The following is a 25,793-nucleotide window of genomic DNA, read 5'->3' on the forward strand; positions in this document are numbered from 1 at the left end:
CTCTCCTTCCGGGCATCAGTGTTCCCCCTCCGTGCGGATCCGCTCCAGGCGACGCGACTCGTCGATCACCCTCTCGAAAAGCCTCACGATGGCGGCATCATCCAGGGGACCGGCGTTCTCGGCGGTCATCCTGGCGAAGATCTTCTTCTCGCGGGAAGGGTCATAGACCGGGAGCCCCTTTTCCTTCTTCAGCTTCCCGATCTTCAGCGCAAGCTCCGCGCGCTCGTTGAATATGCGCAGAAGATCGCTGTCGAGGGCGTCTATCGCCTTCCTGATATCGTCTATGGTCATTCGTTTCTCTTCGCTCATCCTGATGGTACGGGATCACCCGGTCTAGGCCGTCTTTTTCATGTAGGTGTCGCGCGGCAGGGAATCGTCCTGGTTCGGGTGGTCGATGTTGTAGTTCAGGCCGCGGCTCTCCTTCCGCTGCTGCGCGCAGGCGATGATGAGGTAGGCCACGGTGGCGATGTTTCGCAGCTCGATGAGGTCGGAGGTGACGGTGAAGTTCCAGTAGTACTCCTCGATCTCGTCCTGGATGAGGCGGATGCGCCGCATGGCGCGCGCCAGCCTCTTGTCCGAGCGCACGATCCCCACGTAGTTCCACATGAAGCGCCTGACCTCGTCCCAGTTCTGGGAGACGACGACCATTTCATCGGAGTTGGTGGCGTGGCTGCTGTCCCACTCGGGGATGACGGAGTCGGGAAATTCGAAGCTCTTGAAGGTATCCACCGCATGCCGGTAGGCGCGCCCCGCGTAGACCGCCGCCTCCAGGAGGGAGTTGCTGGCGAGGCGGTTCGCGCCGTGCAGACCGGTAAAGGCGGCCTCGCCGATGGCGTAGAGGTTCTTCACGTCGCTCTCGCCGTTCTTGTCCACGGCGACGCCGCCGCACAGGTAGTGGGCCGCGGGTACGACCGGGATCATCTCGCGGGTCATGTCGAGGCCGAACTCCAGGCAGGTCTTGGAGATGTTGGGGAAGCGCCCGGTGATGTACTCCGGGTCGCGGTGGGTGATGTCGAGATAGACGCAGTCGTCGCCGTGCGTCTTCATCTCGTTGTCGATGGCGCGGGCCACGATGTCGCGCGGGGCGAGGTCCTTCAGGGGGTGGTAGTGCTCCATGAAGGCGGTGCCGTCGCGGCGCCGCAGGATCGCCCCCTCGCCGCGCACCGCTTCAGAGATAAGGAAGGAGCGGGCGTTCGGGTGAAAGAGGGTCGTGGGGTGAAACTGCATGAACTCCATGTTGGCGACGGTGGCGCCTGCGCGGTACGCCATCGCGACCCCGTCGCCGGTGGCGACGTCGGGGTTGCAGGTGTACAGGTACACCTTCCCCGCACCGCCGGTGGCAAGGAGCGTGATGCGCGCCGTGAAGGTCTTTACGGTGTCGGAGCTGATGTCGAGGACATGGGCGCCGAGGCAGCGGTCCTGGGAAAGCTGCTTCTTGAAGATCTTGCTCTCGGTGATGAGATCCACCGCGGCGTGCTCTTCGTATATGGAGATGTTCTTGTGCTTTCGGGCCGCCACCGCCAGGGCGCGCTGGATCTCGCGGCCGGTGATGTCCTGGGCGTGCAGGATGCGGCGCTGGCTGTGCCCACCCTCGCGGGTGAGGTCATAGACCCCGTTCTCCTTGCTGAACTGCACCCCCCACTCGATGAGGTTCTTTATGACCCCCGGCCCCTCCTCCACCACCATGCGCACGACGTCCTCGTGGCAGATCCCCGCACCCGCCACCATGGTATCCTTCACGTGGGCGTCGAAGCTGTCCTCGCTGGAAGATACCGACGCGATCCCGCCCTGGGCGTAGTTCGTGGCGGTCTCGCTCATTTCACGCTTCGTTACGATGGCGACGGTGCCATGATCTGCCGCCTGCAATGCAAAGTAAAGCCCGGCGATGCCGCTGCCGATTACAAGAAAATCACTGTGGACCTTCATGAAACCCCCAGTACTTGGTGAGTCTTGCAGGGTGATTTGGATTTAAGCTGGCAAATTATTTACTTCCGTGCATTTTTTGTCAAGGCTTTTGACCTGTTATGCAATCGCTGGATAGATTAACCCTTGAATTATCCCGTGCTTTCGTCTATATCTTTCAAGGTTCTTTTACATTCCTCCACCTTATAAGGAAGCAAACGCACCGCATGAAAATATACCGGACACTCTTTATATGTCTGGCTCTGGCCGTAGCCTGCCCAGCCGCGGCGGATATCTACCGTTATGAGGATCCCGACGGGACGGTGCATTTCACCGACGCCCCGACAGACAGGCGCTTCAAGATATTCATGCGCGACTTGAAGAAGGACAAGAAGTTGCGCACCTCCTTCAAACTCCCCGGCTACGCCAGGAATCCAGCAGAGTTCGAGCCGATCATCCAGTCGTGCGCGAAGGAGTTCGGAGTCGACTGTTCGCTTGTAAAGGCGGTCATCCACGCCGAGAGCGGCTACAACCCCAACGCGGTTTCCCCGAAAGGGGCGCAGGGGCTCATGCAGCTCATGCCGAAGACCGCCCAGGGGCTGAAAGTCGCCGACAGCCTGAACCCGTCGGACAACATCCGCGGAGGCGTGCGCTACCTCAGGTTTCTCCTCGACACCTTCAAGGGGAACGAGGAACTGGCGCTGGCGGCGTACAACTCCGGCCTGAACAAAGTGGCCAGATACGGCGGGATTCCTCCGTATCAGGAGACGAGACAGTACGTCTCCAAGGTCTTGAGTTACCGAAACAACTACCGTTAACCTCCGTTAGCAGCAAAGGCCGTGATGATGTCCAAACCCCACAGTCCGATCCTGAACGCCCCGAACATTCTCACACTGCTGCGCATCGCCGCCATTCCGCTGTTGTGCGTGCTCCTCCTCTCCCCTTCGCGGGATTCCGGCTTCTGGGCCGCCGCCCTTTTCTCCGCAGCCTCCTTTACGGACTGGCTCGACGGCTATCTGGCGCGCCGCATGGGGATCGTCACCGTCTTCGGGCAGTTCCTCGACCCGATCGCCGACAAGCTCATCGTCATGGCGGCGCTCATCATGATCCTCCCGTACGACCGTGCTCCCGCCTGGATGGTGCTGGTGATCCTCGGACGCGAGATCATCATCACCGGACTGCGCGGCATCGCCTCCCAGGAAGGGATCGTCATCGCTGCGAGCCAGCTCGGAAAGTTCAAGACGATCTTCCAGCTCGTCGCCATCATCGGGCTTTTGCTGCACTACGACTACCACTGGTTCTTCTCAGTCGACCACCCGCTTCTGGTGGCGAACATGCACAACGTCGGCATGTTCTACCTGTGGATCGCCACCATCATCACCATCTGGTCCGGCGTGGACTACCTCTACAAGTTCATGAAGGTCATCGTCAAGTGACCATGAAAATTGTCATTGACAGCAAAAACGAAAAAGGATATAAGGTTGTTCGCTTCTGACAACAGGGCGGCGTGGCCAAGTGGTAAGGCAAAGGACTGCAAATCCTTCATTCCCCGGTTCGAATCCGGGCGCCGCCTCCATAATAGGAAAAAGGGTTAGCTTTCACGGCTAACCCTTTTTTCATTCCGCCATCCCATCATGACCCGCTGATACTTTCCTCCCTTTCTTTCATTCAGACCGAGCTTTGCCAGATACTGCTATCCCGGCGGCCAATAGAATCGCGCCGTAGCGACGTTCAATGCCGTCACACCAGCGTGTCCTTCAGATGCGTTCCACACTCACACTGCTTTGACAGAGTAAGGTTTATGCTTTTTAATTGTGAGCATGACCGCATTGAGAATACTCATCTTTACGCTCCTCTTCGTTCTGAACTGCACGGTGTCGGCCCCTGCGGAGGATAGCGGGAGCCCGCTCGCCGGGGTTGATCTCGGAAAGGAAGCCTGCTACCAGGAGCCTCCTCATCCCGCACAGGCGTGCATGGACGTTGCCGCCGTTTCCGCCTCGCCAATCGCAGATGTTGCCGAAAAGAGAGCCGCGGGCCCCAATGCCGCGGCCACCGCGCCCCCACCTGCTGGGCATGGCGCATGGAAATGGAGGCGATCCACGCTCTGGGAAAAAGCGATCGCCGTCGGCGCCATCGGCTCCTCACTCTACCTGGAGACGATCGACCCCGATACGCCGAAGTGGAGCTCGCGCAACGACTTCGATGAGGGGGTGCGCAACGCACTCAGGCTGGGGGGGGATGCCGACGACCGGCGGTGGGTATACAACGCCAGTGATGTTATCATGGCCATCATGATAGCGGCACCGGAAATAGATGCCGCTGTCACCCTCGGCTACCGCGACCGCGACTGGGACGGATTGTACGAGACGCTGCTGATGGACCTCGAATCGTTCACCTTCACATCGTTTGTCTCGGTCCTTCTCCAGACGCAGATCGCACGCGAGCGCCCCTTCGGGCGAAACTGCAAGGACGGGCAGTGCGAGTCGGAGGAAGTGAACCGCAGCATGCCGAGCGGTCACGCTGCCTACGCCTTTACCAGCGCCGGGCTTCTCTGCACCCACCACCACTACCAGAACAGCTACGGAAACCGTGAGACGGAGGGTGCCGTCTGTGCCACCGCACTGGGGGTCGCCTCACTCGAAGGGATCCTGCGCATCGTCGCGGACGGCCACTACGCCACCGACGTCCTTGCCGGGACCGCCATCGGTCTCTTCTCAGGTTTTCTCCTCCCCCGGCTGCTGCACTACTGGCACCCCGAGGCGCAGAGCGATGCGAAGGAAGCCGGTAAGGTGACGCGGCTCGTGGTGGCCCCCACGCTCCTCCCCGGAAACGGCGCAGGACTCGCCTGCAGCTTCAGGTTCTGACCCCGAGCACCCTCCCCCCCTGTCTGTCTCTTGACCGCTGTTCAAAACTCTGACACCCTCTGCACCGTCCCCCTCACTCGCATCGTTCGCTAAATCAGCACATTAGAGACCATAGCCCCGTCGGCCGACTTCTTGCAAAAACTGATAATTCAAGACCTGACCCCGGGGTCAGGTCTTGAATTTTAGCTTCTTGCAGTGGAACTTGACACTGCGCCATGCACTGAGGAGGGAACATGATCTGGCTTGTCGTCATCACCATCACATTGCTCATAACGAAGGTAATTCTCGCCACATTGATCCCCTCTGCCCGACGCAAGGCTGAAGAGACGCTCCCTCTCCCGAAGACCGTGGTGGCGCAGGAAGGGCAATGGCTGACCCTCACGGACATACACAGCTCAGGTGCACCGGTCCGGGTGCGGGTGCGGACTGACGACCCGGCGCGGCATTAAAGGAGGGGAGCGCGTCGCCTCTCCCTGCCCTCCGGCCCGATCCGTCCGCCCCCTCTCCGGAGGGGGTGCTTCAATCCCCTCCAGCTTCTTTCCTGCCACTTTACCCTTTGAATCTTCACATCGCTGACTTATAGTACACGCACACTTCACCCCCCTCTGGAGACGACATGGACCGGGAAAAGAGCGCGGCGGCGCTTGTGCGCCTCGAAGAGATCCGCGTGGAGCGCCAAAGCCCCCGCGGTGAGCGCTCGGAGATCGTGCGGGGTGTGTCCTTTTCCGCCGCTGCCGCGGAGATTACCGTCATCATCGGCCCCTCCGGCGGTGGAAAGAGCACCCTCATCCGCCTCATCAACCGTCTGAGCGATCCGACTTCCGGCCGGATCTTCCTCTCCGGCACCGACATTGTCGATATCGACCCTCTGCAGCTGCGGCGCCGTGTCGGCGCAGTCCCCCAGAAGCCCTTCATGTTCCAGGGGACGGTCCTGTCCAACCTGCAGCGCCCCTTTCTCTACCGCCAGGCCCCGCTGCCGGATGCCGACTCTCCCGATGTGGCCTACGCCATGAACCTCGCCCGGGTCCCCTCGGCGCTCCTTCAAAGGGAGGCGCGCACCCTCTCCGTCGGGGAACAGCAGCGCGTAAGCCTCGCCCGCGCGCTGGTGACGCGGCCGGAGGTCCTTCTCCTGGACGAGCCGACCAGCGCCCTCGACCGCCCCACCGGCGACCAGCTCGCCGCAAACCTCCAGGAGATCAGCCACGAGCAGCGAATCGCCATTATCCTCGTCACCCACGACCTGCGCCTCGCCGAGAAGGTGGCGGACTACCTCCTCTTCCTCGAGGGTGGGCGACTCATCGAAGAGGGGAAGACGGCCGCGCTCCTTAACCACCCGCAATCACCGGAACTGCGAACATTCCTCGCGGAGCCGGCGTAGACGCCGCGAGAAGGATCCACGATGGAAAGCGACCAGATGGTAAGCCTCACTCTCCTCGACCTCGCCGTCGCCTACGGCCTCATCCTTTTCAGCATCGCGCTTGCGCGCCTGAGAGGGGTCGGGCAGGAAGGGCAGATGCTCTGGGCATCGGTGCGCATGGTGCTGCAGCTTTTCGCCATGGGATACCTGCTGCACATCGTCTTTTCCGTCGACAGTCCGCTTCCGGTACTGGTCATGCTCCTTGTCATGGGTGCCTTCTCGCTGCAGGTCATCGGCGGGAGGATCCGGAACAAGATGCCGCGCTTTTACACGGTGGTGGGGAGTTCCATCTTCATCGGGTGCGGGGGCGCCACTTTCCTCCTGTGCGCCGCGGTGGTGCGTTACGCCCCGTGGTACGACCCGCGCTACCTGATCCCCCTTGCCGGAATGATCGTCGGGAACTCCATGAACGGCGCGAGCCTCGCCGCGGAGCGACTGGCCTCCGAGATGCGTGAGCGCCGCGAGGAGATAGAGGGTGCACTCTGCCTCGGCGCCACGTCGAGGCAGGCCTCGCAGAGCGCGGTGCGCAGCGCCTTCCGGGCCGCATTGATGCCGACGATGAACACGATGGCGGCGATGGGGCTCGTCTCCCTCCCGGGGATGATGACCGGGCAGATCCTCTCAGGAACCGACCCGGTCCTCGCCGTGCGCTACCAGATAGCGATCATGTGCGCCATCACCGCAGCGGTGGCGGTAACCTCCTACCTCATCGTCCTGCAAGGATGCCGTCACTATTTCAGCGCAGCCCACCAGCTCAAAGTCGACTGAAGCGTCGCCGGCCTCCGAATTCCCTCCATTTTTATCTCTTCATCATTGCCAAGCGAAACTTTCCGCCACTTTCAGAGTGATTGCCATGCAGAAAATTCTGCGCCACAATTTATCAGTTAGTCACATTTAATCCTCTTGCGATTTTGGAAATACAACTGTATACAATAGATGGCGGCGCAGTCGCGGCCAGAAAAGCTTCTACTAGAGAAAACGCAGCAGAAAATGAGAGTGCGAGGTTCGAAATGAAGATCCATCTCATTCGTCATGCGGAAGCGGTCGATCGTTCCTCCGAGATAGAGGAGGATCACCGATACCTCACTCCGAAGGGGCGAAGCCGGTTTCGCGAAGTGGCGTCTACTCTTAAAAAGTCGGATATGGCACCGAAGCTCATCGTCACGAGTCCCCTGGTCCGCGCGGTGCAGACCGCCGACATTCTCGCAGAGGAGCTCGACTATGAAGGGGAGCTCGTGCTCTCCTCCGAGGTGGGACCGGGGTTCAGCCCGACGCGGCTGCGCAAGCTCCTCGACAGGTACCACGAAGCGAGTGAGATCGCTTTCGTGGGGCACGAACCCGATCTCGGGGGCGTCACCGGGCGCCTCCTCGACATCGGGCACTGCTCCCTCACGAAGGGGATGGCGATCACCGTGAAGATCTCCGGCGACGGCTCGGCTCAATTCGTCCAGATGGTCACCGGCGGCGGAAAACTCGTGAAGTCACGCGACCAGGCGGTTTCCCGCCTCTCCAAGGGGGAGGAGTAGCGAAACGGAAGTCGTTGTCCTCGGGGCGCCGGTGAAGCCTCTTCAATCGATGCCGGGCCCACACACGGCGGTGGCAAGGGAAGAGAGATGAAAAAGATCGATGAGCTGCAACAGCTGCGGGGGATCGGCGCTGTTCTCGCGAAACGCCTGCGGAATGCAGGACTGGACAGCTTCCAGCGGATTGCCGAAGCCGGTGAGGGCGGTGTCGGGGGTATTTCGGGGATCAACCAGCATCTGGTGGCGGGGATAGTGCAGCAGGCGGCGCTCCTCTCTGCGCATCCCCCGGAGGAGGGCGCGAAGCACGACGAAGATGGGCTTTCCGAAAAGATCGACGCGGTGAAAGGCCTCCTTCAGTCCGTGGCAAAGGACGCGCGGCAGCGCTTCGCCGGGAAGATCGGCGGCAAGAGGGGGAGACGTCTCAGCGAGACTGTGGTCTGCATCTGCGACTCCCTCGACCGCATCGCCGACACCGGCAAGCACAGGAAGAGATCCCGGAAAGGGCTCGAGAAGGTACAGCACAGGATGGAGACCCTCGATCAGGTGAAGCTTAAGAAATTCGGCAAGGGGCTCAAGAAGAGCAGACGCCTTCTGGCGGAGCTCGCGCGATGAAAGGGACGGGGGAAGATCTTTCGGGGGGAGCCGGCAGCGATCGCCGTGAGGTACCACCGGAAGTGGAAGGAAAGAAGGGAAAGACCCGGCGCATCGCAGCGATCGACATCGGCACGAACTCCATACGGAGCATCGTCGTCCAGGTGGCACCGGAGGGAACGTACCGGATCCTCGACGACGAGAGGGCGCTGGTAAGGCTCGGCGAAGGGCTGAACGAGAGCGGCAGCATCGCGCCGGCCGCCTGGCAGCGCGCCCTGGAGGCACTTTCGCGCCAGAAGAAGATCATCGACGGCTACGGTGTCGACGCCATAGAGGCGGTCGCCACGAGCGCCGTACGCAAGGCTGCAAACGGAGGGGCGCTGATAGACGCCATTGCGGCAGAGGTAGGGCTCCAGGTCGACATCATCAGCGGCGAGGAGGAGGCCGCACTCGCCGCGGCAAGCGCCTTCCACAACTTCGACCTGGAGGGGGTGCGCCACCTGATCGTGGACATCGGCGGCGGCAGCCTCGAGCTCATCACCGCGCTCGGCAGCCACACCGAGGAGGTCCTTTCCCTCGAGCTCGGGGCGGTCTTCCTGACGGAGCGTTTCATAAAAAGCGATCCGGTCTCCCCTGCCGATCTGGCGAAGCTCAGGAAGTACGTGCGAAAGACGCTGAAGGCGCACTACGACCGGGGGTACGGGCCGCTGCACTGCCTTGTCGGCTCCGGGGGGACCATCACTTCGCTCGCCGCCATGGTCACCGCCTCCCGCCGCGAGCGCTTCGATTCGATCCACGGCTACGAGCTCCTCCGCTCTGAAGTGGTCCACCTCCTGGCGATGCTGCACCGCAAGAGCGCGAAGGAGCGGCGTGCCCTGCCGGGGCTGAACCCGGAGCGCGCCGACATCATCGTCGCCGGTGTGGCGGTCGTCGACGAGCTCATGGACTACTTCCAGGTGAACCTCCTGAAGGTGAACGAGCACGGCATCCGGGAGGGGCTGATCCTCAAGGGACTGCACCGGCAAAAGCTTCTGCCGGAAGACAGGAAGATCCGCACCTGGCGCGATTCCGCCCTCGCCTTCGCCAGATCGTGCCATTTCGAGGAGACCCACTCGCTGCACACCGCAAAGCTCGCACTGCAGCTCTTCGGCGCGGTGGCGAAGAGGTTCAGGCTCAAGGAAAGGGAGCGGCGGCTCCTGGAGGCGGCGGCGATCCTGCACGACGTCGGGTACTTCATCAGCTACTCGGCGCACCACAAGCACTCGTACCACCTGATCCGGCATGCGCAGCTCTTCGGATTCACCCCGCGCGAGCGCGAGCTCATCGCAAACGTGGCAAGGTACCACAGGAAGTCGGCGCCGAAGAAAAAGCACGAGGAGTATACCCGCCTCCCTGCGCCCGACCGCCTGCTCGTCTCACGGCTCGGCGGGATACTGCGCCTCGCCGACGGGCTGGACCGGCGCCGCACGAGCGCAGTGCAGGACCTCGAGTGCCTGCTCGGCAAGGACACCCTGCAGGTGAAGCTCATCGGCGAGGACGATCTCTCCGTGGAGCTCTTCGGGGCCAGGGGGAAAGGGGACCTCTTCGAGAGCGCCTTCAAGGTGAAGCTCGAGTTGGAGGAGCCACCCCGGGAAGGGATTCAGGGAAACGGTTTTCAACCGTAGGCGGCGTGCGATTTCGCACCGGCCGCCGCGGATTCAGCGTTATTCCAACAGTGAAAGGAGAATAGGTATGACCCAGGAACCGACGAACACGGTGAAAATGTTCGGCTGCCTCCACACCATCAGGAAGGACCGGGGGCTCCCCGTGAATGCCGACATCACCCTTCCCCCCGAGGGGCGCACCGCCGAACAGATCGCCCACGACCTCGACCTCCCCCTGGACAAGATCGAAGGGGTCTTCGTGAACAACCTCGTTTTCAACCTGGACAAGGTCGTACTTCCCGGGGACCAGGTCGCCTTTGTCCCCACCGGGGTCCCCGGCCCGCACCGGTATACCCTCGGCATCTACAGCGCCGGAAAACAGGAGCAGTAAAGCCGCGCCAGCGGCAGCTCGAGTAAAGGGGTGGCGACGATGGCTAAAAAGCCGCTGTGTTCATGGGACAAGGACGACCTGAAGGATAAGCTGGAGAAGCTGAAAAAGATCGTCTCGAAGCCGGAGTACGTCTGCCTCAAATGCGGCCGGGCCGCCAGGAAGGACGACTACCTCTGCAAACCGGAAAAACTGTAGGGCAGTGCGACAGACACGAATTCCAGAGGGGCGGCAGCGCCCCTCTTTCTGCATCAGCTCATTTCCCGTCCACACCTCTCTCCCGAGCGAATAATCACCCCTTCGTCAACCAATCCGCCAACGCCCTGATATAATTAGCTGCCATTAACGTATCGAGATAGTACGATATGGGACGGGAGCTGCGATGGATCAGCCGAACCTTCAGCAGGTGGAGCATCTTTCCGAGGCGACAAACCTCCGGCACTTCGTGGAAGCGGCGCGACAGGAGATAAAGAAGGATCCGCGCCTCGGCGACATCCTCGTCGCCGCGCGCTTCGTCTCGCGGGAGGAAGTCGAAAAGACGGTCGAGCTGCAAGGTAAGGGTGGATCGAGAAAGATCGGCGAGCTCCTGGTGGAGCGCGGCCTCATCTCGGAGGAGCAGCTCCTTACCGCCCTCTCCATCAAGTTCCGCATGACCTTCGTCGACCTGGAAAAGATCACCCCCCACCCCGACGCGCTGAAACTGCTCACCAAGGAAACGGTGAACCAGCTCCAGGTTTTCCCGTTCGACTTTTCAGGAAGGAAACTCGTCGTCGCCACCTCGCAACCTTCCGACGGCACGATTCTCGACCGTCTCTGCTTCAGTGCCAACCGTACGGTGGAACTCGTCGCCGCGCGCGCATCGCACATCTGCGCTGCCATCAAAAAGCACTACAACCAGTCGGACGACATCGTGGACGCCCTGATCAGCGAGCTGCGCGAGGAGCAGATCACGGTCGTCGAGGAGCCGGTGGAGACGAACTTCGTGGAGCCGGACAGCAAGGTCATCCGGCTAGTAAACCGCATCCTCATCGGCGCCCACGAGCTCGGCGCCTCCGACATCCATTTCGAGCCGGGACCGAGACACGCGCCGCTCATGCTGCGCTACCGGGTCGATGGCGAATGCTTCCAGGCGCACCAGATCCCGCACATGTACAAGGGGGCCATTATCTCGAGGCTCAAGATCATCGCCAACCTGGACATCGCGGAGCGGCGCAAGCCGCAGAGCGGGAAGATCGTGCTGCAGACGGCGCATGCTGCTCTGGAGTACCGGCTGGAGATCACCCCCACCGTCGGGAGACAGGAAGACGCGGTGCTGAGGGTGCTGAGCACGTCGAAGCCGCTCCCTCTGGAGAACATGGCCTTTTCCGGACGCAACCTCGACACCTTCACAAAGATGCTCACGAGGCCGTACGGGATCATCCTCTGTGTCGGCCCGACCGGCTCGGGGAAAACGACCACCCTTCACTCAGCCCTCGCCCACATCAACTCCCCGGGGCGCAAGATCTGGACCGCGGAAGACCCGGTGGAGATCGTACAGGAAGGGCTGAGGCAGGTTCAGGTGAACCCGAAGATCGGCTTCACCTTCGCTGAGGCGCTGAAGTCCTTCCTGCGAGCGGACCCGGATGTGATCATGATCGGCGAGATCCGCGACCCCGACACGGCAAAGACCGCCATCGCCGCCTCGCTGAGCGGCCACCTCGTCTTCAGCACGCTGCACACAAACAGTGCGCTGGAGACGGTCATGCGTCTCATCGAGATGGGGATGGAACCCTTCTACTTCGCCGACGCGCTGCGGGGGATCCTGGCCCAGCGCCTCGCCCGCAAGCTGTGCGAAAGCTGCAGGGAGGAGTACCACCCCTCGCGCGAGGAATACTTCGAGCTGTTGCAGCACTATGGAGCGGGTATGGCGCAGGAACATGGACTGCCGCAGTCGCACGAAGAAGTGACGCTGATGAGGAAGAAGGGGTGTGAAAAGTGCTCCGGCAGCGGCTACCGCGGCCGCATTGCGCTGCACGAGATGCTGGAGGCGAGCCCTGCGTTGAAGGAAGAGATCAAGGGGAAACCGAAACTGGATGCGCTGCGTGCCGTGGCACTGGGGGAAGGCATGCGCACCCTGAAGATGGACGGCATCGAAAAGGTCCTGCAGGGACTTACCGACGTGAACCAGGTTCTCAAGGTGTGCATTGAGTAGCGTACGAAGAGAGTGCCGGAAGAAATTCGCGGACGGCGCTTCACGGTGCAACCGTGTCGCCGGTGGCAGCGGAGCCGCTGCCACCGTCATGATCCGATAACCGGCGCTATTTCACCTTTCTCAGGAGATCCCCTTCAGGCGCTTGTTGAGGGTCTGGCGCCCCATCCCGAGGAGTTTTCCCGCGATACCTTGATTCCCCTTCGCGAGCTTCATCGCCTCTTTTATCATGTACGTCTCCACTTCCTCGATGGTGGGGAAGTGGCCAAAGAGCGCGGTGAGCGGCTCCTCCCCCGATGCCGGTGCGGCAGCCGCAGGGAGGACCGGCCTGTCGTCGCCGATGACGGCGCGGAAGCTCTCCATGGAGAGTATCCCGGAGGTGTGGCGCACCACCGCGTCGAAGACGAGCGCCTCCAGTTCCCTCACGTTTCCGGGGAAGGGGTACACCGACAGGAGGACCGACAGCTCCGGCGGCGGGGTCGGCTTCTTCTTGTTGAGGCTCTTCGCAGCCTCGGCGAGAAAGTGCTCCAGCAGGATCGGCAGGTCGTCGAGGCGCTCCCTGAGCGGCGGGATCTGGATCTGGTGCGCGCAGAGCCGGTAGTAGAGGTCGTTTCGGAACTTCCCGGAGGCGATGAGCTTTTTGAGGTCGCAGTTGGTGGCAAGGATGATGCGTGCGTCGCTCTTTCGCACCATGTCGGAGCCGACCGGGTAGTACTCCTGCTCCTGCAGGAGTCGCAGAAGTTTTATCTGGGACGACTCGTTCAGGTCACCTATCTCGTCGAGGAAAAGAGTTCCGCCGGCGGCACAGGCGATCAACCCATCGCGGGCCTGATCCGCCCCGGTGTAGGCGCCTTTTTTGTGCCCGAAGAGGGTGTCGGAAAACATGTTGTCGTCGAGCCCGGCGACATTCAGCGCGACGAAGGCCCCCTTGCAGCCGCTTACCTGGTGTACCGCACGAGCCACCAGTTCCTTCCCGACCCCCGTCTCCCCCGTGATCATGATCGGCTGCCTCGTCGCAGCCACGACCTCCGCATACTGGAAAAGGGCCCTCATCTTCTTGTTTCCCGTCACGATGGTGGCGAAAGCATCAGGATGCAGCAGCGTGTCGCTCAGGAGACGCTCCTTCAGCCCGGAGAGCTCGCTGGAGAGATCGGCAAGCTCCAGCGCCTTCTTCACGCTGGCGATCAGTCGGCGCGACTCCACCGGTTTCACCAGGTAATCGAAGGCCCCGCACTTCATGCACTCCACCACCGACTCGATCTCGTCGTTGGCGGTCATGAGGATCACCGGCGTCTCCGGATAGCTCCGCACGATGTTCGGCAGGAGCTCGAAGCCGGAGACGTGCGGCATCTGCAGGTCGAGCACGATGACCGAGGCGCGGTTTTGCTCGAGGTACGGCATGACCTGCCTGCTGTCATTTATGGTCACGGTATCGGTGATGCCGCTTCCCTGCAGGAAAAGCTTCGATGTGGTGAGAATGTGGGCCTCGTCGTCTACGAGAAGAACCGGCTTCGTTATTTCGCTTAGCTCTTTCACCTGACCTGCTCCTTCGCGGCACCCCGTGCGAGTCCCGCCCCCCCTGAGAACAATAATTACAGCGCGGCGTGCAGAGCCGTCGCGCGAGCGAAAGTGTATAAGGCAGACACTCCGATTGCAACTCCATTTTTCCGGAAAGGCGCACTTCAGATGAATATGCGAGAAGAGGCGGTCCGAGGGGGGACGAAGCGGGGTGGGAGGTGAGGTACAGCGGTCACGGGCGCCGCGGGCAGCGCTAACCGCCCATGACGTAGAGCTGCTCGCTACTTTGGAAGGCGCGCTGCACCCGGGTGAGGAGCCCGATATCCTTCACCGGTTTCAGGATGAAGTCGAAGAACCCCTTTTCCAGCGCCTCTTTCTCCTCGTCGGGGGTTGCCGCCGCAGTCATGAGGATCACCGGCATGTAGCGGAACTCAGGGATGTTGCGCAGGGCGTAGAGAAACTCGTACCCGCTGAGCTTCGGCATCACCTTGTCGGTGATCACGAGCTTCGGCTTCAGGGTGAAGATCTTGCTGAAGGCATCCATGCCGTCGACGGCCGTTTCCACCACGTACCCCTGCCGCTTCAGGATCTTCTCCACCGACTCCCGAACCAGCTTGTCGTCCTCAACCACCAATATCGTCTTGCCGTTCGGCTCCTCGATGGCGTGGCCGAGGTAGTGCCGTGCAATGGCCCGGTTTATCTCGCTGCGGGTGGAAACGAAGAGGATGATCTTCACCTGCTTCTCCTGCCCGATGCGGGCGAAGAGATCCTGGTTGGTGGGATCGGCCACGGCGAGTGCCAGTTTCCCCTCCTCGAGCTTCAGGGGAAAGATGGTGTTTTTCACGGCCATGTCGAGCGGAATGGTGCGCAGCATGGACTGGGGGAAGGCGTACTTTGCGAAATCCATGATCTTTTTGCAGCGGTACTGGATGGTAAGCGCCTCCGCCAGTTCTTCCGGCGTCACCAGGCCGAGTACCTCCAGAAGTTCGCCGAGACGCATCTCCTTGCTCTTGGCATGCTGCACAAGGCGCGCCACGGAGATGTCGGTGAGAAGCCCGCGCTCGACAAAGATCTCCCCCAGACGCTTGTGCGGTCCCTGCTGAGGATTTGGCGATATGGTCTTGATGTCGGCGCTCATGCTCTATCTCCTGCGTGTGGCGGTGCAAAACGTTCAATAATTGAGGCTGTGGCACAAAATTGTCAAGCGGTTTTTCGAGAGAAATCCCTCACTGCGCCTGAAGTTACCCTTCTGCAGGGGGCGCAGCCATTCAACAGCCGCAACGACCGCACCTCATCTTCCAACTCTTCCTGCCATATCGGCACATCACGCCAAACCCTTTACTGTCGCCGCCAAAGATCGCGGCGGAGACCCCGCATCATTCACATCGGATATCGAAGGCGCCTTCCTCCCCTTCCCCCAACGACCTCTAACCCCGCCGGTCCAGATGGCGCTCGACAATGGGGGATACGCCGCGGCTGAAAAAGTGGACGGCGGTGACTCCGGATCTGGCGCATTTTCAGAATAGATTTGGCACTGCCAGAGCACGACATGATGCGCCCGCTGGTTAGTCATGCCGTGTGAGAGGAAGGACTTCAGGAAATGATCAACTCGTCCGAAAGCTCGTTTCTATCGCCGGCCCGGCGCGGAAAGTGCTGGGCCAATTCATTCCCGCAGCTCTTGATGACCTCGCAGAGGGCCTCCGTCGCCCGCCCCTCACGCACCCCCGCCGCAAGCTGATTCGCCAACACCTGCCACGATTCAGGTGCAATCTTCGCGTTTATGCCCCGATCCCCCAGAATCCAAACCTTGTGCTCCAGGAGCGAAATAAAGATAAGGATGCCGGTCTCCTCCGCCGTGCGGTGCAACCCTTTCTCGTGGAAGGCCGCCACCGCCCTTTGCCGCACGGCTTCAGCCTGCCTGCGGGGACCGGCAAAGGGGAGCTTCAGCCTGGGGAAACGCCTGAAGAGGTAACGCAGGGGAAAAAAGAGTAGGCACATCATCGGGATGTAGCTCCAGATGGTGACGTGGTGCGTCGGCACGGCGATTGCCGCCGCGAGCACCCCCGACACCAGCACGGCCCCTGTGATCTCCGCCTCGCGGTAAAGATCGCTCTCCTCCACCAGCATAATGGCGATCTCCCCCGAGGTGAGCTTCTCTGCCGCCGCCACGGCCTCGCGGATGGAGTCTTTCTGGACGTCACTAAAAAAGAGCCTGCCTCTTCCTGCCATCGCTACTCCCTCACCAGTCACCGGAGGCGCCGCCCCCGCCAAAGGTTCCCCCGCCTCCGGAGAATCCCCCGCCCCCGAAACCGCCGCCGCCAAAACCGCCGCCTCCGAAGCCGCCGCCAAAGAAGGGCCCACCAAACCCGCCGCCGAAGCCGCCACGCCCCCCGCCGGAGAAGAGGAAGGAGAGGATGAGACCGAGCACAAAGCCGGCCACACCCAGAAAGGCGAGAGCGAGCACCGGTAGTGCCCCGAAGGAGAGGGACACGGCCACAGGCAACCCTACGGCCCCGGCAACCCCCCCCAGCAATCGTGACATCGCGCCGAGGAAGACGGCGGCGACGGCCACAAAGACGAGGAAGGTAAAGATGGGATTGGCTCCTCTCTTGCCGTGGCGTATGTCACGCTGTTCCGCGCCGTATTCCCCCCGCACCGTAGCCATTATGGCGTGGGCCCCCGCCACGACGCCGCCGTCGAAGTCGCCGCGCTGGAAGGCGGGCCTCATCTCGTTCCTTATGATGCGCCCCGACACAAGGTCCGTGAGCTTCCCCTCCAGCCCGCGCCCCGCCTCGATCCTCATCTTCCGGTCGTTCTTCACCACCAGGAGGAGTGCGCCGTTATCCTTCCCCTTTTGGCCTAGCTGCCACTTTTCCACGACCTTTATGGAGTACCCTTCAATATCTTCCCCCTCCAGGGAAGGGATGGTGAGGACCGCGATCTGGGTGGAGTCGCTCTGCTCGAAAGAGGCGAGCTCATCCTCGAGCTGCTGCGCAGCCTGGGGAGAGAGGAGGGACGCATAGTCGTTGACGTGCGCACGCAGGGGGGGGACCTCAGCGGCGAACGCCCCCGAGGAAAAGAAAAGGCAAAGCAGTAAAAGAAGGATCTTCTTCATCGTACCTCTGCGCCCCCCCCCGACGGGAGGGAGTCTCGGGGAGGAGCGGACCATAGAAGGGGACAGGCACTTTTTGTAGAGTGCCTGTCCCCCTTCCACTGTCCCCTTCCTTCCCCTAGAACTTGATCTTCGGCGCCGTCCGGGCACCCTCTTCGGCGCGGAACGGCTCCTTGCGCTGCAGGTGCAGCAGCAGAGAGTTCGTCATGGAGTTCGGGAAGGTGCGGATCGTGGTGTTGAAATCCTGCACCGACTGGTTGTAGCGCACCCGAGCCACATTGATGCGGTTTTCCGTCCCCTCGAGCTGGTTCTGCAGATCCATGAAATTCTGGTTCGCCTTCAGGTCGGGGTAGCGCTCCACCACCACCATCAGCCTCGAAAGGGCGCCGGAGAGCTGGCTCTGCGCCTGCTGGAACTTCTGCAGCGCCTGCGGATCGTTTATGGTGTCCTTCCCTGCCTGCACCGACCCGACGCGGGAACGCGCCTCCGTCACGGCCTTCAGCGTTTCAGCCTCATGCTTTGCGTACCCCTTCACCACCTCGACCAGGTTCGGCACGAGATCCGCCCTGCGCTGGTATGCAGCCTCCACGTCCCCCCAGGCAGCAAAGACAGCCTCTTCCTTCGCCTGCATGGTGTTGTATCCGCAGCCGGCAAGGGTGGTCAGAACCATCAGCGCGAGCAGACGTACTACCCATTTCTTCATTGCAAACCTCCTCTTTGGTCCTTCTGTCTCTAATGATAAGCATCGCGCCGCGCAATGTCAGCGGTCACCGCAAAAAAAAGGTACTTTTTGATTACAAAGTCCCGCCTCGTTCGCCTCGTTCCCAAGGTCCACCTTGGGAACGTACTTGCCTGCAAAGCTCCAGCTTTGCATCCGCGTCAGCGCAAAGAACGGCCGTGGGAGGCGGAGCCTCCGGAACAAGTGCGTTCCCAAGCCGGAGCTTGGGAACGAGTACGTCCAGGAATCCTGAATCTCCTGCATTGCCTTAGCGCCTCACTGTACGACCGGGTGCGGCGTGGCGTCAGAGCTCGGCGGCAGGACGGGATACTCTATTACCGGCTGCTTTCCTGTCAGTGCACGCAGAAACGCGGAAATGGCGACCGTCTGCGGGTCGTCCAGCTGGATCCCCAACTGGGTCGAGCCCATTACCGCCACCGCCTCCTCAAGACGCCATACCTTCCCGGAGTGGAAATATGGTGCGGTGAGGGCGATATTCCTGAGGGCCGGAGAGCGGAAGACGTAGTTGTCCGAGGCAGTGCTCGTGACCTTGAAGCGCCCCGTGTCGGCGGATGGTCTGATCTCGGTGGAAGGGGCACGTACCACACCGAAAGGATAATACCCGCTTCCGCCGGCATTGATCCCGCCGTGGCAGGCGGCACACCCCTTGGCCATGAAGAGGGAAAGCCCTTCTTCCTCCTTCGCGCTCAACGACTTCGGCTTTCCAGCGAGGTACTTGTCAAAGGGGGAGTCCGGTGTCACGAGCGTCGCCTCAAAGACCTCTATGGCGCGCGCCATGTTGTCAAAGGTGACCGCATCCTTCTCTCTCGGAAATGCCTCGCGAAAGAGCTTCCGATACCCGGGGATGCTCTTCAGCATCGCCACCACCTGCTCCGGTTTGTTGTTCATCTCCACAGCGGCCTGAACCGGACCTTTCGCCTGCGCCTTCAGGTCCTCCGCCCGCCCATCCCAGAACTGCGCAGCGTTATACACCGAGTTGAAGACGGTCGGTGCATTGCGCGGCCCTTTCTGCCAATGGTGCCCGATGGAGGTCTCCTGGAGGTCGACCCCGCCAAGGCCCACGTTATGGCAGGTGTTGCAGCTCAGGAGCTGCGAAGCGGAGAGACGGGGGTCGAAAAAGAGCTTCTTCCCCAGTTCCAGCCGCGCCGGAGTGCTCTCGTTCCCCTTGAGCGCCGGAGCTTTCGCCGGCATCTGCTTGAACGCCGCCCGGGCCTTCTTCAGGACGTCATCGTTTCCCGACGCAGCCGAAGCGAAAACGAGGCCTGCCAATGAAAGATACAATGCCGTACGGAGTGACAACCCTTTTCCACTGATCATAGCTATTCCTCCTGCACCGGTAGAGTATGAGGCACATCCGGAATAGTAGCTTTGATAACGGATTATTCAATCGGGGTGGAGCAAGCACCAACCCCATCCCCCTCCCGACCTCCCCCTTGAAAGGGGAGGGACGTGCGGCCGGCGGCTGTCCCTACGTCAATCTGCCGGTGATACAGATACCGTCCATAAAAAAGGGCGGACCTTTCGGCCCGCCCCTTTCGGTGCGTCTTACTTCTTCATGTTCGGCGGATCGTGCACGTCGAGGTGGCAGCCGAGGCATTTCGGGAACCTGTCCAGAATGGTCTTCGGATGCGGAGTCGGGTGGCACTCCTGGCACTGCGGGATGTACTTGTGCTTCGTGTGGTGGCACTGTGCGCAGTTCACCTTCGCGTGGCGGCTGGCGCTCCCCTTCCACTTGTTGAACACCTTGCCGTGGCAGGCGCCGCAGCTTGCCGCCGGCTCGGCGGTGCCGTAGGTAACCTGCTTCGGCTTGTGCACGGAGTGGCACTTCACGCAGGTCGCAAAATCCTGCCCCTTGTAGTGCCCTTTGTGGCACTCGGAGCACGCCGGCTTGTAGCCGTGGGACTTGTGGCAGAACTCACAGGCAAGAGCGGTGTGCTTGCTCGGGAACTTCACCAGGTCCGCCTTCGGGTTTGCGTGGCAGCTTGCGCATGCGCTGGTGAGGCGGCTGGTCATCCCCACTTTGCACGGTGCGTGCGGGTTGGTGTGGCAGCTCGCGCAATCCTTGTTGGCAGCTCCATGGATGTCGGTATGGCAGGAGGAGCACTTCGGCATGATGGCGTCGTAGTTCGCCTTCTTGGGGTTGTACGCGTGCAGGACCTTGTGGCACCCCTGGCACTCGAACTGGTGTTTGCCGCCACTTGCCTTCAGGTCTCCGAAGACGCCGGTGTGGCACTGTGCGCACTGTGCGGCGCTCAGCGGAGCCGGGGTGGTCGCGTAGAGTTCCGGCTTGGCCGGGATGTCCACGGTGGCGATGCGCCCGGCGAACGCACTCCCTGCCGCACAGATAAGCGCGACTGCGAGCACGCACGAGCGCGCAATTTTACTGAAACCTTTTCCTGTCATTACCCCTCCTGAAAAAAATACATAGTGTCTACTGCAACGAAGTCTAATACTACCTAAGCGAAGCTTCTGTCAAGAGGCTTTCTGCGGCTGGTTGTGGCAGATTGGGGAATGCTTCCTTCCCGCTCCCTGCCGGCCGCACATCCTTGAGGACAAGCTGGAGAGAACTCTTCCCGTTCCACACGTTAATCCCCGGCGAAAAGAGAAGATCGACGACCTCCCCCACCACCTCCCCCTTCTCCGCCAGCCCGAAACCGACCGCGTCGAAGCGGCGCCCGCCGGAGGAGAGGGTGAGCTTCAGGTGCCCCCCGCGGATCGGGCGGCGGTCGACCACGCGTGCCTCGCGCAGGAGAAAGAGAGGCTCCGGATTTCCCATCCCGAACGGCTTCATTCTCGCCAGAAGCCCGGGAAGGTCCTCGTCGATGGCGGCGGCGGAGAGCTCCGCATCGTAGAGCGTCTGGGGGGTGAGAGCCTCCTCGTCAAGCACCCGGGCGGCGGCCTCGTCGAAGCTGAGGGCGAAGCGGTCCAGTTCCTCCTCGGCGATGGAGAGCCCGGCTGCGTGACTGTGTCCGCCGAAGCGCAAAAGGTGGTCGGCGCAACTGCGTATGGCATCGAGGAGGTGGAAGCGGGAGATGCTTCGCCCCGACCCCCTGCCGGTGCCGTCCTCCAGCGCGAAGAGTATCGCGGGGCGGTGAAAGATCTCCACCATGCGGGAGGCAACGATCCCGATAACTCCCGGGTGCCAGTCGCTGGAGGCGAGAACGATGCTCTTTCGGCCGCGGCAGGCTCCGGCGGAGAGCATGGCGCGCGCCTCCTCGATCGTCGCACGCTCTATCGCCTGGCGCTCGGCATTGCTGTCGTCCAGGTCCTTGGCGATCGCCCGCGCCCTCTCAGGATCCTCACAAAGGAGAAGTTCCAGGCCGAGCGCCGCATCCTCCAGGCGACCCGCCGCGTTAATGCGGGGGGCGAGGCGGAAGCCGACCGAGCCGCAGCTTACCTCTCCCGTTACCCCGGCAACCTCCTTCAATGCCTGGACACCGACGCGCCTGGAAGCGGAGAGCTCTTTCAGCCCGTAGCTCACCAGCACCCGGTTTTCCCCCACGAGGGGAACGACGTCGGCGACGGTGCCAAGCGCCACCAGATCGAGATACCCCCTGATATCCGGCTCCGGGCGGTTCGCGAACACGCCGCGCCTGCGCAGGAGGGCGCGCAGGGCCATCACCAGGTTGAAGGCGACGCCGACACCTGCAAGGGACTTGAAGGGGAAGGCGCACCCCGGAAGGAGCGGGTTCACGGTGGCGAAGGAATCGGGGAGATCCTCCCCGGGAGAGTGGTGGTCCGTGATGATGAGGTCGATCCCCGCCTCGCGGCACAGTCTTGCCTCCGCCACGGAGGTGATGCCGCAGTCGGCGGTCACAAGGACGGTCGCCCCCGCGCTACGGGCAGCCTCCACACCCTGGTGCGAAAGACCGTACCCTTCGCTCAGGCGTTTCGGGATATAGGGGAAGGCGTCGAGGCCGACGGCGCGGAAAAATGAGAGGAGGACGGCAACGGAGGTAACCCCGTCGACGTCGTAGTCGCCGTGCACACAGACCTTCTCCCCGCCGGCGAGGGCGTCCGCGAGGCGCACAACAGCCGCCTCCATGCCGGAAAGCAGGAGGGGATCGTGCAGGGACGAGAGCGTGGGATTGAGAAAACCGTTCGCTTCGGATGGATCGGTGATACCGCGATTGGAGAGGAGGCGCGCCAGCAGGGGCGGGATCCCTGAAGGCGCCAGTCTCTCGGCGCACCCCTCGTCCCCCCCCCTGACACGCCAGCTTCGTTCGGTAATCGGTTGCATCTACCCTCCTGAAAGGACTTGCGAAATCTTCACCACATGAAATGCGGGAACTACTGCTACCTCTTCGGCAGCATGTAGGCCGGAATAAGCGCAGCGTTTCCGGCAGCCGGAGCCGCCGGGAACGCCTCCGGCTTATCCCGGCCTACAGTACAGCCGGATCCAGGGCAGAAAAAAACCCGCGGGAGCCGCGGGCTTTTTCCTTCCTTATTTTCCTGCCGGTGGGGGAAGCGTCCCCAGGTCGGCCTTTATCTGCTGCGCCGTCGGACTCGTGGAGTCGAACTGCAGATACTTCGTCCAGACAGCTCGCGCTTCCTCGGTCTTTTTCAGGTCGACCATGTACACCACGCCCAGGTTGTACAGGCTCTGCAGGTGGTTCGGGTCTATCTGCTGGGCCCGCTCGAAATTGGCGATCGCCTTGTCGTACCACCCCATCTTGCGGTACATGATCCCCTGGTCCGTCAGGGCGTTCGTGTTCTTCGGGTCGAGTTCCAGCACCTTCGTGTACGCCTGCACCGCCTTCTGCGGCTGGTCCGTGTCGAAGTAGTCGTTGGCGAGCTGGTTCCACACCTGGACGTTTCCAGGCTCCCGGGCGACGATCTTCTCCGCTTCCGCAATGCGCTGCTGGTATTCAGTGGGAGAGCCGGTACCGGTCGGCACGGAAGAGCTGACGACCGGTTCCTTGTGCGAGCTGACGCCGTAGATCAGGTACCCCCCGAGGAGACCGACGATGATGGCGACAGCTACGGTGAGAACATTCTCCTTGTTCACCTGCTAAACCTCCTTTTAACCTTTCGTCTCGACCGGGGACTTCTCCCACAGCGCTACAATCGGGCTCGCCACGAAGATGGAGGAGTAGGCACCGACGACGACCCCCACCACCAGCGCGAAGGAGAAGTCGTGAATGACTTCACCACCGAAGAGAAGCAACGACAGGGATGCGAGAAGCACCGTGAGGGAGGTCACGATACTGCGGGAAAGCACCTCGTTGATGGAGCGGTTGAAGATGGGGGCCATCGGCTCCTTCAGGCTCTTGTGCATGTTTTCCCTGATGCGGTCAAAGACGACGACCGTGTCGGTGAGGGAGTAGCCTGCGATCGTCAGCACTGCGGTGATAAAGAGCAGGTTGATTTCCTTGTGCAACAGGTAGAAGGCAGCGAACATCGCGAGGACGTCGTGGGTCGTCGCCACGACCGCCGCGACACCGAACTTGAAGTCGAAGCGCCACGCGATGTAGAGCACGATCCCCAGAAGGGAGATTGCTACGGCAACGAGGGTGTCCTTTCTCAGCTTGTCACCGATGGAGGGGCCGATGTCGGTGGCGCTCTCCACAGCGAAGGGGTTGGCCGGGAGCTCCTTGCGCAGGATCTCCTGCACGTGCTCGGAAGCCGCCTGCCCGGTGGCGGTGCTGCTCTTTCTGAGCTTGATGAGGAGCTTGTTGCCGTCCTTGATCTCCTGCAGGTCGACTTCCTTCACACCGTTCTTGTCGAGAGCGGTGCGGGCCTGCTCGGTGGTGATGGGGGCGTTGAACTTCAGCTGCAGCGAGGTGCCGCCGGAAAAGTCGATACCCATGTTGGCGGCGCCGCGGCCGATCTGGACGAGCGCGATGATCCCGATGAGGGCGACGATCCCCGAGACGACGAAGGAGATCTTCTTCATGCCCATGAAATCTATGTTGGTTTTGCCTAAGAGTTCCATTTATCCTCCCCCCTTATATGCTGAGCCGCTTCACGTGGACGCGGTCAAGGAACATGTCAAAGAGCACCTTCGTTGCCAGAAGCGAGGTGAACAGGTTGATGATGACACCGAGGCTCAGGGAAACCGCGAACCCCTTCACCGGACCGGTGCCGAACTGGAAGAGGACGGCGGCGGTGATGAGGGTGGTCACGTGGGAGTCCATGATGGTGAGGAACGCCTTGTCGTAGCCGGCATCGAGCGCCGCTTTCGGGGTCTTCCCGAGACGCATCTCCTCCCTTATTCGTTCGAAGATGAGTACGTTCGAGTCGACGGACATACCGACGAGAAGAACGATAGCGGCGATACCGGGGAGGGTGAGGGTCGCGCCGAGGGCAGCGAGGGCACCCATGAGATAGACGATGTTCAGCACCATCCCGAAGTTCGCCACCAGGCCGCACACCTTGTAGTAGACGGCCATGAAGATGAAGACGAGCGCCACGCCGATAAGACCGGCGGTAAGACCCTTGTGGATCGAGTCGGCACCGAGGGAAGGACCGACGGTGACGTTCTGCATGATCTTCACAGGAGCCGGCAGCGAACCGGCGCGGAGCACGATCGCCAGGTCGGCAGCTTCCTTCTCGGTGAAGGAGCCGGAGATCTGGGCGCTGCCGCCGGAGATCCTCTCCCGGATCACCGGAGCGGAGTAGATGTTGTTGTCAAGGACGATGGCGAAACGCTTCCCGGTGTTAGCCGCGGTGACCTGGTCGAAGAGGCGCGCGCCGGTGGAGTTGAACTCGATGGCGACGTACGGCTGGTTGTACTGGGAGTCGATCCTCACCTGGGCGTCGGTGAGGAGATCGCCGGTGATCATCGCCTTCTTCTTCACCACGAGCGGCGTCTCGGTGACGGCACCGGTCTGCGGGTCGGTGCGCTTCTCGGTGAGGAGCTCGTCATCCTCCGGCACGGAGCCGGGGGTGGCGGTGGCGGCATTCACGTTCTCGTCCACGAGCTTGAACTCGAGGCGGGCGGTCTTGCCGATCAGCTCGATGGCGCGCTTCGGATCCTTGATCCCCGGGAGCTGCACCACGATGTGGTTGATCCCTTCGCGCTGGATCACCGGCTCGGAGACGCCGAACTGGTCAATCCTGTTGCGGATCGTCTCCAGCGCCTGGGCGACGGCGCGATCCTTCCTGACCTGCGCCTCCTTCTCGTTCACCCTGAGCTGCAGGCTCACGAAGCCGGCCTCGTCGAGGGGGGGGAGGATGTCGATATCGGGATATTTCTTCTTCACCAGCTTCTGTGCTGCGTCGGCGGTGGCGCGGTCGTACAGCGTGACCTGCACCTTGTCCCCCCCTACCCTGGCGATCCTTTTAAAGCGCAGATTCTGGGAGTTCAGCGAGTCTTCCAGATCGGTTGCGATGAGGTCGAGACTCCCCTCCACCGCCTTGTCCGTTTCCACCTCCATCACCAGGTGGGTACCACCCTGCAGGTCGAGGCCGAGGTGGATCTTGTCCTTCGGCAAAAGCCCGCTCCACCAGGAAGGAAGCGGCGAGACCAGCGTGGGCACCATGTACACAAGCGAGGCGATGATAAAAAGGACTATCAGGGTGATGCGCCAGGTGTAACCCTTGTTCATTGAAAACTCCTTTCACGGAAATTGCAGAGTGTACTAGTCCTTCTTGACGATCGAGGCTATGAACGGCTTGTTGATCTTCACGTTGACGCCGGGAGCCACCTCGAGGGTCACGACCTGATCGTCGAGGGCGCTGACCTTGCCGTGCATCCCCCCCGCGGTCACCACCTGGTCACCCCTCTTCAGGGAGTCGAGGAGGGCCCTGTGCTCCTTCGCCTTCTTCTGCTGGGGACGGATGAGGAGGAAGTAGAAGATGGCAAACATGAAGATGAGGGGGAGAATCTGTTGCATCTGTTGCGGGAGTCCTGACATTGATTTACGTACCTCCTGATGGTTTATCGTCTAACACTGCGGAAAGTGG

The 25,793-nt window shown here is 61.7% G+C and carries 26 protein-coding genes and 1 tRNA gene; 13 read left to right on the forward strand and 14 right to left on the reverse strand.

Features of this window, described 5'->3' with window-relative positions; genetic code table 11:
* Positions 1 to 15: 15 nt before the first annotated feature.
* Both pheA and nadB read right to left on the reverse strand, forming a co-directional pair.
* Positions 16 to 291, reverse strand: a complete 276-nt coding sequence (pheA, locus tag LPW11_RS21895; protein WP_230995993.1) for a chorismate mutase — start codon at positions 289 to 291, stop codon at positions 16 to 18.
* A gap of 42 nt (positions 292 to 333) precedes the next feature.
* Entirely contained in the window at positions 334 to 1,926 is a 1,593-nt protein-coding gene (nadB, locus tag LPW11_RS21900; RefSeq protein ID WP_230995994.1) for an L-aspartate oxidase, read from the reverse strand.
* 203 nt (positions 1,927 to 2,129) lie between these two features.
* Here nadB and LPW11_RS21905 point away from each other — a divergent pair, with 203 nt between their 5' ends.
* The 13 genes from LPW11_RS21905 to LPW11_RS21965 all read left to right on the forward strand — a co-directional run bounded on the left by LPW11_RS21905 (position 2,130) and on the right by LPW11_RS21965 (position 12,519).
* Positions 2,130 to 2,720: a transglycosylase SLT domain-containing protein gene (locus tag LPW11_RS21905; RefSeq protein ID WP_230995995.1), complete on the forward strand. Its 591-nt coding sequence runs from the start codon at positions 2,130 to 2,132 to the stop codon at positions 2,718 to 2,720.
* A 24-nt stretch (positions 2,721 to 2,744) separates the two neighbouring features.
* Entirely contained in the window at positions 2,745 to 3,338 is a 594-nt protein-coding gene (gene pgsA / locus LPW11_RS21910) for a CDP-diacylglycerol--glycerol-3-phosphate 3-phosphatidyltransferase (RefSeq protein WP_230998340.1), read from the forward strand.
* A 65-nt stretch (positions 3,339 to 3,403) separates the two neighbouring features.
* Positions 3,404 to 3,478: transfer RNA gene (locus LPW11_RS21915), tRNA-Cys, on the forward strand.
* 253 nt (positions 3,479 to 3,731) lie between these two features.
* On the forward strand, positions 3,732 to 4,766 hold the full coding sequence (locus LPW11_RS21920; protein ID WP_230995996.1) for a phosphatase PAP2 family protein: 1,035 nt from the start codon (positions 3,732 to 3,734) through the stop codon (positions 4,764 to 4,766).
* A gap of 233 nt (positions 4,767 to 4,999) precedes the next feature.
* The gene (locus tag LPW11_RS21925; protein WP_230995997.1) at positions 5,000 to 5,215 is read left to right on the forward strand and encodes a hypothetical protein; all 216 of its coding nucleotides are present in this window, start codon (positions 5,000 to 5,002) and stop codon (positions 5,213 to 5,215) included.
* Positions 5,216 to 5,382: 167 nt separating this feature from the next.
* Positions 5,383 to 6,144, forward strand: coding sequence for an ABC transporter ATP-binding protein (locus LPW11_RS21930; protein WP_230995998.1), 762 nt, complete (start codon positions 5,383 to 5,385; stop codon positions 6,142 to 6,144).
* 21 nt (positions 6,145 to 6,165) lie between these two features.
* Complete coding sequence (locus LPW11_RS21935) at positions 6,166 to 6,951, forward strand: ABC transporter permease (protein ID WP_230995999.1); 786 nt, start codon at positions 6,166 to 6,168, stop codon at positions 6,949 to 6,951.
* A gap of 242 nt (positions 6,952 to 7,193) precedes the next feature.
* Entirely contained in the window at positions 7,194 to 7,709 is a 516-nt protein-coding gene (locus LPW11_RS21940) for a SixA phosphatase family protein (protein WP_230996000.1), read from the forward strand.
* Between the two features lie 87 nt (positions 7,710 to 7,796).
* Positions 7,797 to 8,318, forward strand: a complete 522-nt coding sequence (locus LPW11_RS21945) for a hypothetical protein (RefSeq protein WP_230996001.1) — start codon at positions 7,797 to 7,799, stop codon at positions 8,316 to 8,318.
* Positions 8,315 to 9,961: a Ppx/GppA phosphatase family protein gene (locus LPW11_RS21950; protein ID WP_230996002.1), complete on the forward strand. Its 1,647-nt coding sequence runs from the start codon at positions 8,315 to 8,317 to the stop codon at positions 9,959 to 9,961. The genes LPW11_RS21945 and LPW11_RS21950 overlap by 4 nt, the downstream gene beginning before the upstream one ends.
* A gap of 67 nt (positions 9,962 to 10,028) precedes the next feature.
* Entirely contained in the window at positions 10,029 to 10,331 is a 303-nt protein-coding gene (locus LPW11_RS21955) for a MoaD/ThiS family protein (protein ID WP_230996003.1), read from the forward strand.
* A 39-nt stretch (positions 10,332 to 10,370) separates the two neighbouring features.
* A complete protein-coding gene (locus LPW11_RS21960) occupies positions 10,371 to 10,526 on the forward strand; it encodes a hypothetical protein (RefSeq protein WP_230996004.1) in 156 nt (51 codons plus the stop codon).
* A 184-nt stretch (positions 10,527 to 10,710) separates the two neighbouring features.
* The gene (locus LPW11_RS21965; RefSeq protein WP_230996005.1) at positions 10,711 to 12,519 is read left to right on the forward strand and encodes a GspE/PulE family protein; all 1,809 of its coding nucleotides are present in this window, start codon (positions 10,711 to 10,713) and stop codon (positions 12,517 to 12,519) included.
* 120 nt (positions 12,520 to 12,639) lie between these two features.
* Here the strand turns inward: LPW11_RS21965 and LPW11_RS21970 are convergent, their stop codons facing one another.
* The 12 genes from LPW11_RS21970 to yajC form a co-directional block, all read right to left on the reverse strand.
* On the reverse strand, positions 12,640 to 14,052 hold the full coding sequence (locus tag LPW11_RS21970; RefSeq protein WP_230996006.1) for a sigma-54-dependent transcriptional regulator: 1,413 nt from the start codon (positions 14,050 to 14,052) through the stop codon (positions 12,640 to 12,642).
* A 235-nt stretch (positions 14,053 to 14,287) separates the two neighbouring features.
* The gene (locus tag LPW11_RS21975; RefSeq protein WP_230996007.1) at positions 14,288 to 15,172 is read right to left on the reverse strand and encodes a response regulator; all 885 of its coding nucleotides are present in this window, start codon (positions 15,170 to 15,172) and stop codon (positions 14,288 to 14,290) included.
* 455 nt (positions 15,173 to 15,627) lie between these two features.
* On the reverse strand, positions 15,628 to 16,263 hold the full coding sequence (locus LPW11_RS21980) for a TPM domain-containing protein (RefSeq protein WP_230996008.1): 636 nt from the start codon (positions 16,261 to 16,263) through the stop codon (positions 15,628 to 15,630).
* Between the two features lie 10 nt (positions 16,264 to 16,273).
* A complete protein-coding gene (locus tag LPW11_RS21985) occupies positions 16,274 to 17,149 on the reverse strand; it encodes a TPM domain-containing protein (protein ID WP_230996009.1) in 876 nt (291 codons plus the stop codon).
* Between the two features lie 115 nt (positions 17,150 to 17,264).
* On the reverse strand, positions 17,265 to 17,849 hold the full coding sequence (locus LPW11_RS21990) for a LemA family protein (RefSeq protein ID WP_230996010.1): 585 nt from the start codon (positions 17,847 to 17,849) through the stop codon (positions 17,265 to 17,267).
* Between the two features lie 291 nt (positions 17,850 to 18,140).
* Positions 18,141 to 19,202, reverse strand: coding sequence for a cytochrome-c peroxidase (locus tag LPW11_RS21995; protein ID WP_230996011.1), 1,062 nt, complete (start codon positions 19,200 to 19,202; stop codon positions 18,141 to 18,143).
* 228 nt (positions 19,203 to 19,430) lie between these two features.
* The gene (locus tag LPW11_RS22000) at positions 19,431 to 20,288 is read right to left on the reverse strand and encodes a cytochrome C (RefSeq protein WP_230996012.1); all 858 of its coding nucleotides are present in this window, start codon (positions 20,286 to 20,288) and stop codon (positions 19,431 to 19,433) included.
* 49 nt (positions 20,289 to 20,337) lie between these two features.
* Positions 20,338 to 22,125: a single-stranded-DNA-specific exonuclease RecJ gene (gene recJ / locus LPW11_RS22005; protein WP_230996013.1), complete on the reverse strand. Its 1,788-nt coding sequence runs from the start codon at positions 22,123 to 22,125 to the stop codon at positions 20,338 to 20,340.
* A gap of 204 nt (positions 22,126 to 22,329) precedes the next feature.
* Positions 22,330 to 22,893 (reverse strand): tetratricopeptide repeat protein, encoded by a 564-nt coding sequence (locus tag LPW11_RS22010; protein ID WP_230996014.1) that lies wholly within the window; start codon positions 22,891 to 22,893, stop codon positions 22,330 to 22,332.
* 15 nt (positions 22,894 to 22,908) lie between these two features.
* Positions 22,909 to 23,820: a protein translocase subunit SecF gene (secF, locus tag LPW11_RS22015; protein WP_230996015.1), complete on the reverse strand. Its 912-nt coding sequence runs from the start codon at positions 23,818 to 23,820 to the stop codon at positions 22,909 to 22,911.
* A 13-nt stretch (positions 23,821 to 23,833) separates the two neighbouring features.
* Entirely contained in the window at positions 23,834 to 25,435 is a 1,602-nt protein-coding gene (gene secD / locus LPW11_RS22020) for a protein translocase subunit SecD (RefSeq protein ID WP_230996016.1), read from the reverse strand.
* Between the two features lie 33 nt (positions 25,436 to 25,468).
* Positions 25,469 to 25,744 carry a preprotein translocase subunit YajC gene (gene yajC, locus LPW11_RS22025; RefSeq protein WP_230996017.1) on the reverse strand — a complete coding sequence of 92 codons (276 nt, stop codon included), beginning with the start codon at positions 25,742 to 25,744 and terminating at the stop codon, positions 25,469 to 25,471.
* Positions 25,745 to 25,793: the final 49 nt, after the last annotated feature.

Origin of the sequence: Geomonas sp. RF6 (genome assembly GCF_021044625.1) — a bacterium.
In the GTDB taxonomy this organism is placed as follows: Bacteria; Desulfobacterota; Desulfuromonadia; order Geobacterales; family Geobacteraceae; genus RF6.

Excerpts from the sequence above, each read along its gene's own strand:
- pheA (WP_230995993.1), bottom strand. The coding sequence starts at position 291 with ATGACCATAGACGATATCAGGAAGGCGATAGACGCCCTCGACAGCGAT.
- nadB (WP_230995994.1), bottom strand. The coding sequence starts at position 1,926 with ATGAAGGTCCACAGTGATTTTCTTGTAATCGGCAGCGGCATCGCCGGG.
- LPW11_RS21905 (WP_230995995.1), top strand. The coding sequence starts at position 2,130 with ATGAAAATATACCGGACACTCTTTATATGTCTGGCTCTGGCCGTAGCC.
- pgsA (WP_230998340.1), top strand. The coding sequence starts at position 2,745 with ATGATGTCCAAACCCCACAGTCCGATCCTGAACGCCCCGAACATTCTC.
- LPW11_RS21925 (WP_230995997.1), top strand. The coding sequence starts at position 5,000 with ATGATCTGGCTTGTCGTCATCACCATCACATTGCTCATAACGAAGGTA.
- LPW11_RS21930 (WP_230995998.1), top strand. The coding sequence starts at position 5,383 with ATGGACCGGGAAAAGAGCGCGGCGGCGCTTGTGCGCCTCGAAGAGATC.
- LPW11_RS21935 (WP_230995999.1), top strand. The coding sequence starts at position 6,166 with ATGGAAAGCGACCAGATGGTAAGCCTCACTCTCCTCGACCTCGCCGTC.
- LPW11_RS21940 (WP_230996000.1), top strand. The coding sequence starts at position 7,194 with ATGAAGATCCATCTCATTCGTCATGCGGAAGCGGTCGATCGTTCCTCC.
- LPW11_RS21945 (WP_230996001.1), top strand. The coding sequence starts at position 7,797 with ATGAAAAAGATCGATGAGCTGCAACAGCTGCGGGGGATCGGCGCTGTT.
- LPW11_RS21950 (WP_230996002.1), top strand. The coding sequence starts at position 8,315 with ATGAAAGGGACGGGGGAAGATCTTTCGGGGGGAGCCGGCAGCGATCGC.
- LPW11_RS21955 (WP_230996003.1), top strand. The coding sequence starts at position 10,029 with ATGACCCAGGAACCGACGAACACGGTGAAAATGTTCGGCTGCCTCCAC.
- LPW11_RS21960 (WP_230996004.1), top strand. The coding sequence starts at position 10,371 with ATGGCTAAAAAGCCGCTGTGTTCATGGGACAAGGACGACCTGAAGGAT.
- LPW11_RS21965 (WP_230996005.1), top strand. The coding sequence starts at position 10,711 with ATGGATCAGCCGAACCTTCAGCAGGTGGAGCATCTTTCCGAGGCGACA.
- LPW11_RS21975 (WP_230996007.1), bottom strand. The coding sequence starts at position 15,172 with ATGAGCGCCGACATCAAGACCATATCGCCAAATCCTCAGCAGGGACCG.
- LPW11_RS21980 (WP_230996008.1), bottom strand. The coding sequence starts at position 16,263 with ATGGCAGGAAGAGGCAGGCTCTTTTTTAGTGACGTCCAGAAAGACTCC.
- LPW11_RS21985 (WP_230996009.1), bottom strand. The coding sequence starts at position 17,149 with ATGAAGAAGATCCTTCTTTTACTGCTTTGCCTTTTCTTTTCCTCGGGG.
- LPW11_RS21990 (WP_230996010.1), bottom strand. The coding sequence starts at position 17,849 with ATGAAGAAATGGGTAGTACGTCTGCTCGCGCTGATGGTTCTGACCACC.
- LPW11_RS21995 (WP_230996011.1), bottom strand. The coding sequence starts at position 19,202 with ATGATCAGTGGAAAAGGGTTGTCACTCCGTACGGCATTGTATCTTTCA.
- LPW11_RS22000 (WP_230996012.1), bottom strand. The coding sequence starts at position 20,288 with ATGACAGGAAAAGGTTTCAGTAAAATTGCGCGCTCGTGCGTGCTCGCA.
- recJ (WP_230996013.1), bottom strand. The coding sequence starts at position 22,125 with ATGCAACCGATTACCGAACGAAGCTGGCGTGTCAGGGGGGGGGACGAG.
- secF (WP_230996015.1), bottom strand. The coding sequence starts at position 23,820 with ATGGAACTCTTAGGCAAAACCAACATAGATTTCATGGGCATGAAGAAG.
- secD (WP_230996016.1), bottom strand. The coding sequence starts at position 25,435 with ATGAACAAGGGTTACACCTGGCGCATCACCCTGATAGTCCTTTTTATC.
- yajC (WP_230996017.1), bottom strand. The coding sequence starts at position 25,744 with ATGTCAGGACTCCCGCAACAGATGCAACAGATTCTCCCCCTCATCTTC.